Consider the following 14,675-nt stretch of genomic DNA (forward strand, 5'->3'; position numbering starts at 1 on the left):
CCCTGCCGCACCACTTGGAGGGCGTACCGTGCACCGCCGGCACAACGGGCTCAGGACTGCCGTGCTCCTCGGGGGGCTGTCCGCGCTCATCATCGTCATCGGCAGCGTCTTCGGTCGTACCGGCCTGATCGTCGCCGTCCTGGTGGCGCTCGGCACCAATGCCTACGCCTACTGGAACAGCGACAAGCTCGCCCTGCGGGCCATGCGCGCCCGTCCGGTCAGCGAATTCGAGGCCCCTCAGCTCTATCGCATGGTCCGCGAGCTCTCCACGGCCGCCCGCCAGCCCATGCCCCGGCTCTATATCTCACCCACCGAGGCGCCCAATGCCTTCGCCACCGGCCGCAATCCGCGCAACGCGGCGGTGTGCTGCACCGAGGGCATCCTGCGCCTGCTCGCCGAGCGCGAGCTGCGCGGCGTCATCGGCCATGAGCTCAGCCATGTCTACAACCGCGACATCCTGATCTCCTCGGTCGCCGGAGCCCTCGCCTCCGTGGTGATGTTCCTGGTCAACTTCGCCTGGCTGATCCCCGTCGGCCGGTCCGACGACGACGAGGGCCCCGGCCTGGCCGGCATGATCCTGATCATGCTGCTGGGCCCCATCGCGGCCTCGCTCATCCAGCTCGCGGTCAGCCGCTCCCGGGAGTACGAGGCCGACGCCTCCGGCGCCCGCCTCACCGGCGACCCGCTGGCCCTGGCCTCCGCCCTCCGCAAGCTGGAGATCGGCACCCGCCAGCTGCCCCTCCCGCCCGAGCCCCGGCTGGAGACCGCCAGCCATATGATGATCGCCAACCCGTTCCGGCCCGGCGAGGGCCTGTCCAAGCTCTTCTCCACCCACCCGCCGATGGCGGAGCGGATCACGCGGCTGGAGCGGATGGCCGGGGGCCGGTAGGGCCCCCGACCGGCCCCGTCACCCGGTTTCAGGCCCGGCCGGAGCCGCCCAGATCGCTGACGGGCCGGCCGTCATATGTGCCGCCCACACACACCCACGGCAGGTCGGGCGAGTCCAGGTCGGCGTCATCGGACACATCGGGGTAGCCACCGCCGTCCATACAGTCCTGGACGGTGGTGTCCCAGGGCATCGCCTGGGCGCCGGGGGCACCGAACAGACCGGCGGTGGCCAGCGTCCCGGTGGCGAGGGCGAGGGCGGTCAGGGTGCGTATGCGCATGAGTCCTCCTCGGCCAGGGCCGCACTGTCGCGGCATGCCCCACCATGACCGTCCCGACCGCCCATGGCGCGCCGCGTTAACCCGTCCGGGTGTATTTCAGGCGGGTGCGCCCGGGGGCAGCTCAAGGGCCCACCTGACCTCGCCGTCCTGCCGGTGGCCGGTGGGGGAGAGCCCGGCGGCCGCGGCGACGGCGGCCGAGGCCGCGTGATCCGGATGGACATGGGCGAGCACCCTGCGCACCCCCCACCGCCCCAGCCGGCCGACCAGCGCCCGCGCCGCCTCGGTGGCGATGCCGCGCCCCTGCCGGCCGGTCCCTACCACCCAGGCGACCTCCGCGACCTCCCCCTCGACCGTCGCCTGCACCGTGCCGGCCAGCCGGCCCTCCTCCCGCACCAGGAGCACCCAGTTGCACCAGGTGACGGCCGGGTCGGGCGACCCGGCCACCAGACGCGCGTACCGGGCCCGCAACTCCCCGGCGCTCAGCGGCTCCCCGCCGATGAAGGTGTGCAACGCCGGGTCCTCCAGCACCCGCGCCATTTCCTCGGCATGCGCCACGTCCAGCGCCAGCAGGTCCAGCCGCCGGGTGCGTATGGGCTCCGCAGAGCAACCACTCTGTCGCTCCCCGGCGTCTCCCTGGCCGGAGGACCCACCGCGTGGAAGGCTGGTGTTCATGAGGTTCATCCTGAATGTCGTCTGGCTGGTCCTCTGCGGGCTCTGGATGGCCATCGGCTACGTCATCGCGGCTTTGATCTGCTTTGTCCTCATCGTGACCATCCCCTTTGGCGTGGCGTCCCTGAGGATCGCTTCCTACGCCCTGTGGCCCTTCGGCCGCACCACTGTGGAGCGGCCGGACGCCGGTGCCGGTTCGCTGATCGGCAATGTCATCTGGGTCGTCCTCGCGGGCTGGTGGCTGGCGCTGGGGCATATCGTCACCGGGATCGCGCTGTGCTGCACGATCATCGGGATCCCGCTGGGGATCGCCAACTTCAAGCTGATTCCCGTCTCCCTGATGCCCTTGGGGCGCGAGATTGTGCCGGTTGACTGAGCTCCGCGCGCCCGAGCGATCTTGTCGGTCGCACGACGGGCTTCAACGCCGGCAGACCCTCGCCCTTTCAGGCCGGGGAGTCCTCGTTGGCGCAGGTCAGCCAGGACCGGGTGATGGTCCTTGCCTCGTCCGCCTGTTCCGGGGTGACGACGCCCTCCATGTCCGGGCCGCGGCCCAGGAAATCCCTGACGCATTCGCGTTCATCGGCGCTGACCACCCAGACAGACGAGGTGGAGGATCCGTCGTCGTGCCAGTCGAGCACGCTCAAGGTATGCCGGTGGGTCATCGCGTCCTCCCAGCTCCTCGGTACGGGATGCTCAGAGCGGCCTGACGTTCTCGGCCTGCAGCCCCTTCTGGCCCTGGGTGACGTCGTACTCCACCGGCTGGTTCTCCTCCAGGGAGCGGTACGAGCCCGGGCCGGCCTCGATCGCCGAGAAGTGGACGAAGACGTCGGGGCCGCCATCGTCCTGCTCAATGAAGCCGAAGCCCTTCTCGGCGTTGAACCACTTGACCTTTCCTGTAGCCACGGCCCCTCCTGAGGGGGTGAGGGCGGTGTCCCACTGATTGATCAGGGATGTACCGCCAGACAGCGACTGCCGGTCCCACGGTATCGCCGCCGCCCCCTCGCCGCGCGTCACCGGAACTCGCAGCGCGGGATCCGCGGTCGACCGACCGCGGGTTACGGCCCACCCGGCATGGGCCGGATGGCCGGCTCCGGGCGGGCGGCCGCGGCCGGGATGCCGGGCTCGCGCAGCGGGTGCAGCAGCAGCCGGCCGAGGAGGGGCAGCGCGATCAGCGGGGTGAGGGCGAGGCGCAGCGAGGTGGCGTCGGCGAGGGTGCCGATCAGGGGTGTGGCGATGCCGCCGATGCCGATGGCCAGCCCCAGGGTGACGCCGCCCGCGGTGCCCACCCGGTGGGGCAGGTAGTCCTGGCCCAGGGTGACCTGCAGGGAGAAGGGCACATACAGCCCGGCCGAGGTCAGGGCGATGAACAGGTAGAGCGGCGGGCCGGGGACCAGGACGACGCCGGCGACGGCCGGCCCGGTCAGGGCGTACGACCAGCGGACGACCGTGACCCTGCGGAAGCGGTCGGCGAGCTTCCCGCCGGCCAGCGTGCCCACCGCGCCGCCCAGGTAGAGCAGGAACAGCGCGGCCGTGCCGGCGAGGTTTCCGCCGCCGGTGCGCTGGCGGGCGTAGAGCGGGACAAAGGCGCTCAGGCCCACAAAGACGATCGAGCGGCACACGATCGCCCCGCTCAGGAGGGTGAAGGATCGCCAGTCGTCCCGGTCGGCGGCCTTGCTCCGGGGGCTCCGGGCCGTGTGGTCTTGGTCGCCGGGGAGGGCGCGCAGTGCCGCGGCACACAGCCCCGTACCGGCCAGGGCGGGTATGGCCAGCAGCGGTGAGGCATGCAGACCGCCGGGGGCGATCACCCCGGTGACCAGGAGCGGGGCGGCGGCGAAGCCCAGGCTGCCGCCGAGCGAGAACCAGCTCAACGCGGTGTGGCTGCCCCGGCCGGCGAGGCGGGCCACCCGCGCGGATTCGGGGTGGTAGGCCGCCACGCCGATCCCGGTCACGGCGACGGCCGCCAGGGTGAGGGCATAGTCGCCGCACACCCCGCTCAGGGCGACGCCCAGCCCGCCGGCGAGGGTGCTCACCGGCAGCAGCCAGGGCAGTGCCGTCCGGTCGGTGAGCGCTCCGAACAGCGGCTGGATCACCGAGGAGAGCAGGGACGCGGCCAGCACGATGCCGGAGGCGGCGGCATAGCCGTAGTGCCGCTCGGCGACGAAGAAGGGGAGCAGTGCGGCCACCGCTCCCTGATAGACGTCCACGCAACCGTGCCCCCAAGCCAGCAGGGCTATCGGTCGGTTGGTCTTGGTCTTCCTTCCCATGCCGTGATCCTGTCGGCCCGGCCCCCGGTCGTGCTTCCGATAAATTGCCAACTTCCCCCGGATATCCGCCATGGGCCGGGATGTCCCCGCGTCCCTTATGGGGTGAGGAACTCCCGGAAGGTGAGGCGGCCGGTGTTGGGTTCCCGGGTGGTCAAGTGGCCCTGGTGCAGGGCGCGTCCGGTCCGGCCGGGGATCCGCAGCGGCAGCAGCGGGCGGCGGCGTCCCTCCGCGTCCAGGGTGGCGCGAATGAACTCGGCCAGGGTGCCGGACGCCGGTCCGCCGAGGTCCGGGACCCGGCCGGCCGGGCCCTGCTGCGTCAACGCGGCCAGCCGCTCGGCGACTTCATCCGCGGCGACCGGCTGGGTGATGACCGCCGGGGCGATGCCCACCGGGCCCCGGGTGAGCTTGTGCGCCGCGGCGAGGACCAACTCATGGAACTGGGTGGCCCGTTGGATGGTCCAGGGCAGTCCGGATTCCTCGATCAGCCGCTCCACCCGGAGTTTGGCCCGGTAATAGGGCAACGGGACCAGGTCGATGCCCACGATGGAGACATGGAGCAGGTGCGGGGTGGCGGCCTGCCGGGCGGCCTCGATCAGCCGGCCGGTGGCCTCGATGTCCTGACGGGGCCGGACGGGGTTGGTGGCGCAGTGGACGACCACGGCCCCGTCCGCCAGGGCGGTGTCCAGGCCCGCGCCGGTCAGCAGGTCGCCGGTGATCCATTCAATGACGGTGGCGGTCTGCGCGGGGCGGGGCCGGCGGCTGAGGACGCGTACCGTGCGCCCGTCCGCCACCAGCCGGTCCACCAGCCGCCGGCCCAGGGTGCCGCTGCCGCCGGTCACCAGAATCGGTTCCATCTCACGTGCCCTTCCGCCGTGGGTGCTGTCGCCCCCAGGACGAGGACGGATACGCGCGGCGTGACATTGCCGCTCGTCGTACGAGTCACCCCTTTCGGCCAACGTGGGGCGATCCGGCCCCGGACGGCCTTACGGACCAGGAGAGTTGGGCCCCCGCACCGACGACGAAGGGAATCGTTCATCGTGCTCAGCAGCAAGCCCCGGCTGCGCGCCGCAGCCGTGACTGCGGTCGCCGTACTCGCCGTGGGGGCACCCACCGCCTATGCCGCGCTGGACACCGGCGGCGACACCGCTCCGTCCACCCGGGCCGCCGCCACCCGGGGCAAGCCCTACCTCGGCACCCACCTGTACTTCGGCACCGGGCGTCCGGACGGCAAGCCGGCCGTCACCGACCGGCAGTTCATGGACTTTGTGTCCAAGAGAGTCACCCCGCGCTTCCCGGACGGGCTGACCGTGGAGGACGCCCGCGGCCAGTGGCGGGGCAAGAACGGCGCCATTGTGCGCGAACGCTCCTATGAACTGACCGTGCTCTACCCCAAGTCGGAGGCCAGGACCAGGGACCGCGACATCGAGGCGATCCGCACCGCCTACAAGCGCGCCTTCAACCAGGAGTCGGTGCTGCGGGCGGACGAGGTGGAGTCGGTCGACTTCTGAGCAACGGAGGCGGAGGGCGGCCGGCCGCCCTCCGCCTCCGGCTCGGCCTGCCGCACCAGTTGCACGATCCGTTGGCGGTGCGGCCGGACGAGGAGGGCAGAACGGGGGCCGCCGCCGAGGCCGTCCTCGGCGATGTGCCCCCGTTGTGCCCTGCCCGCTCAGCCTGACAACGTTGGTGCAGGCCAGATCAGTTGATCACCGGTAGTTGACGAACTGGAGGGCGAAGTCCAGGTCCTTGCCCTTGAGCAGGGTGATGACGGCCTGGAGGTCGTCCCGGCTCTTGGAGGACACCCGCAGCTCGTCGCCCTGCACCTGCGCCTTGATGCCCTTGGGGCCCTCATCGCGGATGATCTTGGCGACCTTCTTGGCGTTCTCCTGGGAGATGCCCTCCTGGAGGGAGGCGAAGATCTTGTACTCCTTGCCGGAGACCTGCGGCTCGCCCGTCTCCAGAGCCTTCAGCGAGATACCGCGCTTGATCAGCTTGGACTGGAAGACGTCGAGGATCGCCTTGACCCGCTCCTCGCCGCTGGCCCGCATCTCGATCTTGTCGCCGGACCAGGAGATCGAGGCGTCGGTGCCCTTGAAGTCGTAGCGCTGCGAGATCTCCTTGGCGGCCTGGTTGAGAGCGTTGTCCACCTCCTGCCGCTCGACCTTCGAGACGATGTCGAAACTGGAGTCGGCCATATTGAGTTGGCTCCTCGTGCGTAGATCCATCAGGGGTGGCGGCATGGGGGGAACCTCCGGCGGGAGCGCCGGGGGAGGGCCGCCCCGCCAGCCTAGTCACCCGGGGCCCAGTTCGAGGGGCTGCGAACCGAGTGGCGAAGCACCCCTGGTCATCGGGTATCGTTTACGTCGTTGCCACGGAGCAGCTCGAAAGAGCATCCGAGGCGGCATCACCCATGGCGGTGTGCCCGAGTGGCCAATGGGAGCGGACTGTAAATCCGTCGGCTTAGCCTACCCAGGTTCGAATCCTGGCGCCGCCACGGAATGAGGCCCCTGATCGAGAGATCAGGGGCCTTTTTCGTTGCCTGGGCGGCCGGAGGGGCTCAGCCCGCCGCGGCCCGTACCGCGTCCGCCACCGGTGTGCCGCCGGAGATCAGCTCCAGGGTGCGGCCGGCCGTGCCCGGCTCGTTCAGCAGGGCCGCCAGTGCCGCCGCCACATCGTCCCGGGGGACCGAGCCGCGGCCGGTGGACCCGGTCAGCGTCACCCGGCCGGTGCCGGGGTCGTCGGTGAGGCTGCCGGGGCGCAGGATCGTCCAGTCCAGGCCGGCGCGGGCCCGTACATCGTCGTCCGCGGCGCCCTTGGCCCGCAGATAGGCGGCGAAGACCGGGTCGGTGCCCGGCGGGGGCTCGGCGCCGGCGCCCATTGAGGAGATCACCAGGAAGCGGCGCACCCCGGCCGTCTCGGCGGCGTCGGCGAACAGGGTGGCCGCGGCGTGGTCCACGGTCTCCTTGCGCTCGATGCCGCTGCCCGGGCCGGCGCCGGCCGCGAAGACCGCGGCGTCGGCGCCCTCCAAATGCCGCGCCACATCCGCCACGGATGCCGACTCCAGGTCGCAGATGACCGGCTCGGCGCCCAGTGCCAGCAGGTCTCCCGCCTGTTCCGGGCGGCGGATGACGCCCGCCACCTCGTCCCCGCGCCCGGCGAGCAGCCGCTCCAGCCGTTGCGCGATCTGACCGTGTCCTCCAGCGATGACAATGCGCATGATCCGACCGTAACGCCCGGTGGGCGGTCAGGCCGGGTCGGAGTTGCGGGGGGACTGCCGGGGCAGGTCCAGGGCCACCGAGCCGGAGAGGTGGCGGTACTCGCGCACCGCGCTGGTCCGGGCCACCACCCGGCCGCGGTGCACCACCAGCCGGCTGTAGCCCAGCGAGAGCGCTCCGGCCACGTCCCCGCCGCGCACCGCCAGCAGTTCGGCGGGGAACCCGGCCTCCACCCGGACCTCGGCCAGGCCCATGGCCGCCCGGGCCCGGGCGCTGACCGCCTGGTACGCCTGATCGGGACTCAACTCGCCGTGGGAGGCCAGCAGGAAGGCGGCCTCCAGGGGGTCGCCGCGGCCCACCGGATTGGCCGCGTCGCGCACCGCCCCGCTGCCGGCCGCGACCCGCACCCCGGCCGAGCGCAGCAGCCGCACCGGGGCGCAGGAGACGCGGTAGCGGCCCTGGCCCACCGTGCCGCAGTCGCCCTGCGGCAGGCAGATCACGGTGACCCCGGCGGCCGCCAGCTGTTCCGCGGCCCGTACCGCCAGTTCGTAGGGCAGCCGGGCCAGGCCGGCGCAGGGGCCGATGGCCACGCCGGGGCGCAGTCCGCCGGCCATGGCGGCCAGCCGGCCGAGCCGGGCCGGGTCGTCGCCGTCGGTGTGCAGGTCCACGGCGCAGCCGTGTTCGGCGGCCAGGCCGAGCACCGCCTCCGCGTAGCCGGCCGGGTCGGGGTCCAGGTCGGGGCAGCCGCCGATGGCGGTGGCGCCCATCTTCACCGCGTCCCGCAGCATGGCCAGGCCGTCGGCGCCGGCCAGGCCGGTGAGCAGCCGGGGCACCGCCACCGCGGAGAGGTCGGTGAGATCGCGCAGCGCCCGGCGGGCCTGCAGCACCGCCTCCAGCGCGCGCAGCCCCGCCACATCGCCGATGCGGACATGGGAGCGCAACGCGGTGGCGCCATGGCCGAGTTGGAGCAGCGCGGCCTCGGTGGTGCGGCGCAGCACCTCCTCGGTGCCGTACGGGACGGGGCCGCCGCCGTCCGCGGTGAGCGCGGTGTCGCAGTGGGCGTGCGGTTCGGCGGGGGCGGGCAGCAGCAGATAGCCGGTCAGGTCGCAGCGGACTCCGGGGGCGAGGCTGCCGGCCGTGCCGACCGCCTCGATGCGTCCGCCGCTGAGCCGGACGTCCACGGTGCGGCCGTCGGCGAGGTGGGCGCCGCACAGCACCAGGGGGTTCTCGCCGGGCCCGCCGCCGGACGCGGACATGGCGTCGCCGTCGGGGTTTCTGGCGGGCTGCGGCTGATTGTCGGGCATCGCGCTCCCTAGGACTCGCCCTACGGGCCGGGGCAGGCATTCACGCAGCGTGGTCCGAGCCTAGGGCGAGCGGGGAGCGGGTTCGAGCAAGCCGGTGACCAGCGCGCAATAGTCGTACCGGTGTGGTGCGCGGGGCGGCGGAACGGGGCGCGATGAGGGTGCGGCGGGGGTGGGGCGGGGGTGCGGCCATACGGATTTCACCTTCGGCCGCAGACCGTGTAATGTCTTCCTCGCTCGCCCCAATAGCTCAGTCGGCAGAGCGTCTCCATGGTAAGGAGAAGGTCAACGGTTCGATTCCGTTTTGGGGCTCTGGTGTGAGAGTGTTCCCCGCCTTCGGGCGGGGAATTACTCCTGCATCACAGCGGCGTAGCTCAGTCGGTAGAGCAAGCGGCTCATAATCGCTGTGTCACCGGTTCAAGTCCGGTCGCCGCTACACACAGTAGCCGATTGTGGGGTCGGTCCTCCGATCGGCTACTCTTTTATGCGTTGAAATCCGTCCATCCGTCAAGGAGCACTCACGTGGCTGCCACCGACGTCCGCCCGAAGATCACGCTGGCCTGCGTGGAGTGCAAGGAGCGGAACTACATCACCAAGAAGAACCGGCGTAACGACCCGGACCGACTTGAGATGAAGAAGCACTGCCCGCGTTGCAACGCGCACACCGCGCACCGCGAAACGCGATAGCAGCAAGTCTCGTTCATGAGGCCGTCCCCAATTCCTGGGGGCGGCCTCGTGGCGTATCCCGACCAGGAGGTAGCGAGCCGATGGCGCTCGACCAGTCCTTCGTAGGACGGACCTACCCGGCCACCGAGCCCTATGAGGTCGGCCGGGAGAAGATCCGTGAATTCGCCGAGGCCATCGGTGACATGAATCCGGCGTACACCGATCCGGCGGCCGCCCGGGCACTCGGGCATGCCGATGTGATCGCTCCGCCGACTTTTGTGTTCGCCATCACCTACCGGGCCGCCGGGCAGGTGGTGCAGGACCCGCAGCTGGGCCTGGACTTCAGCCGGGTGGTCCATGGTGACCAGCAGTTCGCCTACACCCGCCCGGTGCGGGCCGGTGACCGGCTGTCGGCCACCTCCACCATTGAGGTGATCAAGTCCCTGGCGGGCAATGATGTGCTGACGATCCGTGGCGAGGTGCACGACCAGAACGGCGAGCACGTAGTGACCACGCATATGAAGCTGGTGGCGCGCGCCGCCGAGGAGGCGTGATGGCTGCCCAGGTTTCCTATGACGAGGTCGAGGTCGGCACCGAGCTGCCGGCGGGCTCCTTCCCGGTGACCCGCGCCACTCTGGTGCAGTACGCGGGGGCCTCCGGCGACTTCAATCCGATCCACTGGAACGAGAAGTTCGCCAAGGAGGTCGGCCTGCCGGATGTGATCGCGCACGGCATGTTCACCATGGCCGAGGCGATCCGGGTGGTGACCGACTGGGCGGGCGACCCGGCCGCGGTGGTGGAGTACGGGGTGCGCTTCACCAAGCCGGTGGTGGTGCCCAATGACGACAAGGGCGCGGTGATCGAGGTCAGCGCCAAGGTGGCGGCCAAGCTGGACGACCAGGCGCGGACCGTGCGGGTCGACCTGGTGGCGACCAGCGAGGGCCAGAAGGTGCTGGGGATGTCCCGGGCCGTGGTCCGGCTGGCCTGACCGGGCCGAGGGGCGTCCGCTATCGGGCGCCCTTCTTCTTGACGACGTTGGTGAGTGAGTAATAACTTACTTCCATGCCAAGGATGAGTGCCGAAGAGCGGCGCGAGAGCGTGATCCGTGCCGCGGTCGAGGAGTTCGCCCATGGCGGGTACCACGGCACCTCCACCGAGGCCATCGCCCGCCGGGTGGGGGTCTCCCAGCCGTACCTCTTCCGCCTCTTCCCGGGCAAGCAGGCGATCTTCCTGGCGGCCGTGGAGCGGTGCCAGCAGGAGGTGCTGCACGCCTTTGAGGAGGCCGCCCGGGGCGCCGCGCCGGAGGACCGCAAGCAGGCGATGGGGCAGGCGTACGAGCAGCTGGTCGCCCGCGACCGGAACACCCTGCTGATGCTGATCCAGATGTCGGTGGCGGTGGCCGCCGCCGAGGCCGGCGGGGACCTGGAGTTCGGCAAGCCGATCCGGGCCGGCTGGGAGCGCCTGTACGACCAGGTGCACCTGGCGCTGGGCGGAGATCCCGCCGCCTCGGCCAGGTTTATGGCGCACGGGATGCTGATCAACGCGCAGATAGCGCTGGGCTTCCCGGCCGAGCACCGGGTCTGGGTGGGGCTGCCCACCTGTTTCTGAGGGCTTGGCCCGTCCGTCGTGGCGGGCCTTTTTCCGGGCCCGCAAAGTTAGTGACTGCTTAATACATAGGGGAGGGAACATGCGACGCTCGGTCTGGGCGCTGCTGATCACCGGGCTGGCCGGCTTTATGGCCGCCCTGGACAACCTGGTGGTCACCACCGCACTGCCGTCCATCCGCAAGGACCTGGGCGGCTCGCTGGCGGACCTGGAGTGGACGGTCAGCGCCTATACGCTCACCTTCGCGGTGCTGCTGATGACCGGGGCCGCGCTGGGCGACCGGTTCGGCCGCCGGCGGCTGTTCCTGGCCGGCATAGCCCTCTTCACCGCGGCCTCGGCCGCCGCCGCCCTGTCCACCGGGCTGGACGCGCTGATCGCGGCACGCGCCGTACAGGGCGTCGGGGCGGCGGTGATGACACCGCTCAGCATGACCCTGCTGACCGTCGCCACCCCGCCCGAGCGGCGCGGCATGGCCTTTGGGATCAAGGGCGCGGTGGACGGACTGGCGGTGGCCGGCGGCCCGCTGATCGGCGGCAGCCTCACCGAGCACATCTCCTGGCACTGGATCTTCTGGCTGAATGTGCCGGTCGGCCTGCTCCTGCTGCCGCTGGCCCGGTTCCGGCTGGACGAGTCGTACCGGCCCGAGGCCCGGCTGGACCCCGCCGGCACCATCCTGGTCAGCGGCGGCCTCTTCGGCATCGTCTTCGGCGTGGTGAACGTCAGCACCTACGGCTGGACCAGCGCCCGGGTGCTCACCGGACTGCTGGTGGGCGCCGCGCTGCTCGGCGGGTTTGTGCACCATGGGATCCGCAACAAGCGGCCGATGCTTCCCATGCGGATGTTCCGCGGCCGGGCCTTCAGCGGGATCAACGCGGCCGGGCTGCTGATGTTCCTGGGCATGTTCGGCTCGATCTTCCTGCTCAGCCAGTTTATGCAGCAGGTGGGCGGCTACTCGCCCACCGAGGCGGGGCTGCGGATGCTGCCGTGGACCGGGATGCCGATGATCGTGGCGCCGCTGGCCGGCTATCTGTCCGACCGGGTGGGCGGCCGGGTGGTGGCCATCACCGGGCTGGTGCTGCAGGCCACCGGGCTGGCGCTGTACGCCCTGGTGCTCTCGCCGGGCGTCTCCTACGCGGCCCAGCTGCCCGCGCTGATCGCCAGCGGCATCGGCATGGCCATGTACTTCGCGCCCGCCTCCCAGCTGGTGATGTCCAGCGTGCCGGCCGCCGAACAGGGCATCGCCTCGGGCGCCAACAGCGCCATGCGCGAGGTCGGCGGCGCGTTCGGCATCGCCATCCTGGGGTCGGTGTTCTCCTCGCGCGGCGGCTATGCGGACTTTGCTCACGCGGTGACGTTGCCGTTGTGGCTGGGCGCGGCGGCGGTGGGTGGTGCGGCCCTGGCCGCGGCGGTCATCCCTCGGCGGGTTGCGGCCGCGCGCCGGGCGGGTTCGAGCACGCCCGAGGTGGCGGGGGAGCGGGCGCCGGCGGCGGTCTAGGGAGCGCGTTCGGGTGCGGGCTGACTGTGGCTGGTCGCGCAGTTCCCCGCGCCCCTTACGGGGCACCCCGCGCCGTCCCTGGCTGACCACCTCCTGGTTGACCAGTAGGTGCCCGTACCCTTGTGCCCCGTGCAGGTACTCCACGATGCCCCCCTCGCCCCCCTGACCACCTTCCGGCTCGGCGGCCCGGCCGCCCGGCTGGTGACGGCCACCACCGATGACGAGGTGACCGAGGCGGTGCGGGAGGCGGACGCCGCCGGAACCCCGCTGCTGATCATCGGGGGCGGCAGCAACCTGGTGATCTCGGACCAGGGCTTCGCCGGGACCGCGCTGCGCATCGCCACCACCGGCTTCCGGCTGGACGGCACCGAGCTGGAGCTGGCCGCCGGCGAGAACTGGTCGGACGCCGTGGCCCGCACCGTGGAGGCCGGGCTGGCCGGGATCGAGTGCCTGGCCGGGATCCCCGGCTCGGCCGGGGCCACCCCCATCCAGAATGTGGGCGCCTACGGACAGGATGTGTCGGCGACGATCAGCGAGGTGGTCGCCTATGACCGGCACACCGGCGAGACGGTGACCATCCCCGGCGCCGAGTGCGGCTTCTCCTACCGGCACAGCCGGTTCAAGCAGGACCCCTCCCGCCATGTGGTGCTGCGCGTCCGGTTCCGCCTGGAGGACGCGGGCGGGCTGTCCGGACCGGTCCGGTACCCGGAGGTGGCTCGTGCCATGGGTATCGAGGCGGGCGGGCGCGCCCCGCTGGCCACCGTCCGCGAGACGGTGCTCAAGCTGCGCTCCGGCAAGGGCATGGTGCTGGACCCGGAGGACCATGACTCCTGGTCGGCCGGGTCGTTCTTCACCAACCCGGTGCTGACCGAGGCGGAGCACGCCGCCTTCCTGGCCCGGGCCGCCGAGCGGCTGGGCCCGGACGTCGTACCGCCCGCCTACCCGGCCGGCGACGGCCTGGTGAAGACCTCGGCCGCCTGGCTGATCGACAAGGCCGGCTTCACCAAGGGCTATGGCACCGGGCGGGCCCGGATCTCCGGCAAGCACACCCTGGCCCTGACCAACCGGGGCGGGGCCACCACCGAGGAGCTGCTGGCGCTGGCCCGCGAGGTCAGGGACGGCGTCCGGGACGCCTTCGGGGTGACCCTGGTCAATGAGCCGGTGACGGTCGGCGTCAGCCTGTAGCCAGCCAGCGGTCCACCCCGGCCAGCAGCCGGGCCCGTACCTCCTCCGGCGCCCGCGAGGCGCGCACCGACTGCCGGGCCAGCTCCGCCAGCTCGGCGTCGGTGAAGGCGTGGTGCTCGCGGGCCAGCTCGTACTGGGCCGCCAGCCGGGAGCCGAACAGCAGCGGGTCGTCGGCGCCCAGCGCTATCGGCACCCCGGCCTCGTAGAGGGTGCGCAGCGGGACATCGCCGGGCTTCTCATAGACGCCGAGCGCCACATTGGAGGACGGGCAGACCTCGCAGGCGACCTGCCGTTCGGCGAGCTTGCGCAGGAGACGCGGGTCCTCGGCGGCCCGTACCCCGTGCCCCACCCGCCCGGCGTGCAGGTCGTCCAGGCAGTCGCGGACGCTGCTCGGGCCGGACAGCTCGCCGCCGTGCGGCGCGGCCAGCAGCCCGCCCTCCCGGGCGATCTGGAAGGCCCGGTCGAAGTCCCGGGCCAGCCCCCGCCGCTCGTCGTTGGAGAGCCCGAAGCCGACCACCCCGCGGTCGCGGTAGCGCACCGCCAGCCGGGCCAGGGTGCGGGCGTCCAGCGGGTGCTTCATCCGGTTGGCGGCCACCAGGACCCTTATGCCCACACCGGTGTCCCGGGCGGCGCGGTCCACCGCGTCCAGGATGACCTCCATGGTGGGGATCAGACCGCCCAGCCGGGGCGCGTAGGAGGTGGGGTCGACCTGGATCTCCAGCCAGCCCGAGCCGTCCCGGGCGTCCTCCTCGGCGGCCTCGTGGACCAGCCGCTGGATGTCCTCGGCGGAGCGCAGGCAGGAGCGGGCGATGTCATAGAGCCGCTGGAAGCGGAACCAGCCGCGTTCGTCGGTGGCCCGGAGCTGGGGCGGCTCCCCGCCGCTGAGCGCCTCGGGCAGGTGCACGCCGTACTTGTCGGCCAGCTCCAGCAGGGTCGACGGGCGCATGGATCCGGTGAAGTGCAGGTGCAGATGCGCCTTCGGCAGGGTTCTGACGTCGCGAACGCTCTCCATCGGCCGATCCTGCCGCACCGGGATGACAAGCGGAAGTGACTTTCCCTGATCGGGGGCCCGCCCGAATTCAGTTGCGGGCCCCCGGCGGGATCGGACCCGG

Annotated in this window: 19 protein-coding genes and 3 tRNA genes; 12 read left to right on the forward strand and 10 right to left on the reverse strand. The window is 71.8% G+C overall.

Annotation, left to right across the window (positions count from 1 at the left end; genetic code table 11):
- Positions 1-28: 28 nt before the first annotated feature.
- A complete protein-coding gene (gene htpX, locus ACIHFE_RS11715; protein WP_400105689.1) occupies positions 29-889 on the forward strand; it encodes a zinc metalloprotease HtpX in 861 nt (286 codons plus the stop codon).
- A gap of 28 nt (positions 890-917) precedes the next feature.
- On the opposite strand, the gene ACIHFE_RS11720 is transcribed toward htpX, so the two are convergent.
- Positions 918-1,166 (reverse strand): hypothetical protein, encoded by a 249-nt coding sequence (locus ACIHFE_RS11720; protein WP_400105690.1) that lies wholly within the window; start codon positions 1,164-1,166, stop codon positions 918-920.
- Between the two features lie 96 nt (positions 1,167-1,262).
- The gene (locus ACIHFE_RS11725) at positions 1,263-1,838 is read right to left on the reverse strand and encodes a GNAT family N-acetyltransferase (RefSeq protein ID WP_400105691.1); all 576 of its coding nucleotides are present in this window, start codon (positions 1,836-1,838) and stop codon (positions 1,263-1,265) included.
- Here ACIHFE_RS11725 and ACIHFE_RS11730 point away from each other — a divergent pair.
- Positions 1,837-2,211, forward strand: coding sequence for a YccF domain-containing protein (locus ACIHFE_RS11730; protein ID WP_400105692.1), 375 nt, complete (start codon positions 1,837-1,839; stop codon positions 2,209-2,211). The two genes, ACIHFE_RS11725 and ACIHFE_RS11730, sit on opposite strands and share 2 nt — an antisense overlap.
- Before the next feature lie 67 nt (positions 2,212-2,278).
- Here ACIHFE_RS11730 and ACIHFE_RS11735 read toward each other — a convergent pair whose 3' ends face one another.
- The 4 genes from ACIHFE_RS11735 to ACIHFE_RS11750 form a co-directional block, all read right to left on the reverse strand.
- Positions 2,279-2,497, reverse strand: coding sequence for a hypothetical protein (locus tag ACIHFE_RS11735; RefSeq protein ID WP_400105693.1), 219 nt, complete (start codon positions 2,495-2,497; stop codon positions 2,279-2,281).
- 31 nt (positions 2,498-2,528) lie between these two features.
- Entirely contained in the window at positions 2,529-2,738 is a 210-nt protein-coding gene (locus tag ACIHFE_RS11740) for a cold-shock protein (RefSeq protein WP_400105694.1), read from the reverse strand.
- A gap of 152 nt (positions 2,739-2,890) precedes the next feature.
- The gene (locus ACIHFE_RS11745) at positions 2,891-4,099 is read right to left on the reverse strand and encodes an MFS transporter (RefSeq protein WP_400105695.1); all 1,209 of its coding nucleotides are present in this window, start codon (positions 4,097-4,099) and stop codon (positions 2,891-2,893) included.
- A gap of 95 nt (positions 4,100-4,194) precedes the next feature.
- Positions 4,195-4,953, reverse strand: coding sequence for an SDR family oxidoreductase (locus tag ACIHFE_RS11750; RefSeq protein WP_400105696.1), 759 nt, complete (start codon positions 4,951-4,953; stop codon positions 4,195-4,197).
- Between the two features lie 180 nt (positions 4,954-5,133).
- Between ACIHFE_RS11750 and ACIHFE_RS11755 the strand changes: the two genes are divergently transcribed.
- The gene (locus ACIHFE_RS11755; protein WP_400106061.1) at positions 5,134-5,607 is read left to right on the forward strand and encodes a DUF3574 domain-containing protein; all 474 of its coding nucleotides are present in this window, start codon (positions 5,134-5,136) and stop codon (positions 5,605-5,607) included.
- 195 nt (positions 5,608-5,802) lie between these two features.
- Here the strand turns inward: ACIHFE_RS11755 and ACIHFE_RS11760 are convergent, their stop codons facing one another.
- A complete protein-coding gene (locus ACIHFE_RS11760; RefSeq protein WP_400105697.1) occupies positions 5,803-6,291 on the reverse strand; it encodes a YajQ family cyclic di-GMP-binding protein in 489 nt (162 codons plus the stop codon).
- Positions 6,292-6,508: 217 nt separating this feature from the next.
- Here ACIHFE_RS11760 and ACIHFE_RS11765 point away from each other — a divergent pair.
- Positions 6,509-6,590, forward strand: a tRNA-Tyr gene (locus tag ACIHFE_RS11765).
- A gap of 63 nt (positions 6,591-6,653) precedes the next feature.
- Here the strand turns inward: ACIHFE_RS11765 and ACIHFE_RS11770 are convergent.
- Together ACIHFE_RS11770 and ACIHFE_RS11775 are read right to left on the reverse strand one after the other, a co-directional pair.
- The gene (locus ACIHFE_RS11770; RefSeq protein WP_400105698.1) at positions 6,654-7,313 is read right to left on the reverse strand and encodes an NAD(P)H-binding protein; all 660 of its coding nucleotides are present in this window, start codon (positions 7,311-7,313) and stop codon (positions 6,654-6,656) included.
- Between the two features lie 27 nt (positions 7,314-7,340).
- On the reverse strand, positions 7,341-8,615 hold the full coding sequence (locus tag ACIHFE_RS11775; protein WP_400105699.1) for an amidohydrolase family protein: 1,275 nt from the start codon (positions 8,613-8,615) through the stop codon (positions 7,341-7,343).
- 236 nt (positions 8,616-8,851) lie between these two features.
- Here ACIHFE_RS11775 and ACIHFE_RS11780 point away from each other — a divergent pair.
- The 8 genes from ACIHFE_RS11780 (at position 8,852) to ACIHFE_RS11815 (ending at position 13,563) form a co-directional block, all read left to right on the forward strand.
- Positions 8,852-8,924 (forward strand) — tRNA-Thr (locus ACIHFE_RS11780).
- Between the two features lie 51 nt (positions 8,925-8,975).
- A tRNA-Met gene (locus tag ACIHFE_RS11785) sits at positions 8,976-9,048 on the forward strand.
- Positions 9,049-9,134: 86 nt separating this feature from the next.
- On the forward strand, positions 9,135-9,299 hold the full coding sequence (rpmG, locus tag ACIHFE_RS11790; RefSeq protein ID WP_004571794.1) for a 50S ribosomal protein L33: 165 nt from the start codon (positions 9,135-9,137) through the stop codon (positions 9,297-9,299).
- Positions 9,300-9,379: 80 nt separating this feature from the next.
- On the forward strand, positions 9,380-9,832 hold the full coding sequence (locus ACIHFE_RS11795) for a MaoC family dehydratase N-terminal domain-containing protein (protein ID WP_400105700.1): 453 nt from the start codon (positions 9,380-9,382) through the stop codon (positions 9,830-9,832).
- Positions 9,832-10,266: a MaoC family dehydratase gene (locus tag ACIHFE_RS11800; RefSeq protein WP_400105701.1), complete on the forward strand. Its 435-nt coding sequence runs from the start codon at positions 9,832-9,834 to the stop codon at positions 10,264-10,266. The genes ACIHFE_RS11795 and ACIHFE_RS11800 overlap by 1 nt, the downstream gene beginning before the upstream one ends.
- 74 nt (positions 10,267-10,340) lie before the next feature.
- Complete coding sequence (locus ACIHFE_RS11805) at positions 10,341-10,886, forward strand: TetR/AcrR family transcriptional regulator (protein ID WP_400105702.1); 546 nt, start codon at positions 10,341-10,343, stop codon at positions 10,884-10,886.
- Positions 10,887-10,965: 79 nt separating this feature from the next.
- Positions 10,966-12,378: a DHA2 family efflux MFS transporter permease subunit gene (locus ACIHFE_RS11810; protein ID WP_400105703.1), complete on the forward strand. Its 1,413-nt coding sequence runs from the start codon at positions 10,966-10,968 to the stop codon at positions 12,376-12,378.
- Positions 12,379-12,507: 129 nt separating this feature from the next.
- On the forward strand, positions 12,508-13,563 hold the full coding sequence (locus ACIHFE_RS11815) for a UDP-N-acetylmuramate dehydrogenase (protein WP_400105704.1): 1,056 nt from the start codon (positions 12,508-12,510) through the stop codon (positions 13,561-13,563).
- Here the strand turns inward: ACIHFE_RS11815 and ACIHFE_RS11820 are convergent.
- Positions 13,553-14,575, reverse strand: coding sequence for an adenosine deaminase (locus ACIHFE_RS11820; protein WP_400105705.1), 1,023 nt, complete (start codon positions 14,573-14,575; stop codon positions 13,553-13,555). The two genes, ACIHFE_RS11815 and ACIHFE_RS11820, sit on opposite strands and share 11 nt — an antisense overlap.
- Between the last annotated feature and the right edge of the window lie 100 nt (positions 14,576-14,675).

This window comes from Streptomyces sp. NPDC052396, from assembly GCF_044593195.1.
Classification (GTDB): domain Bacteria; phylum Actinomycetota; class Actinomycetes; order Streptomycetales; family Streptomycetaceae; genus Streptomyces.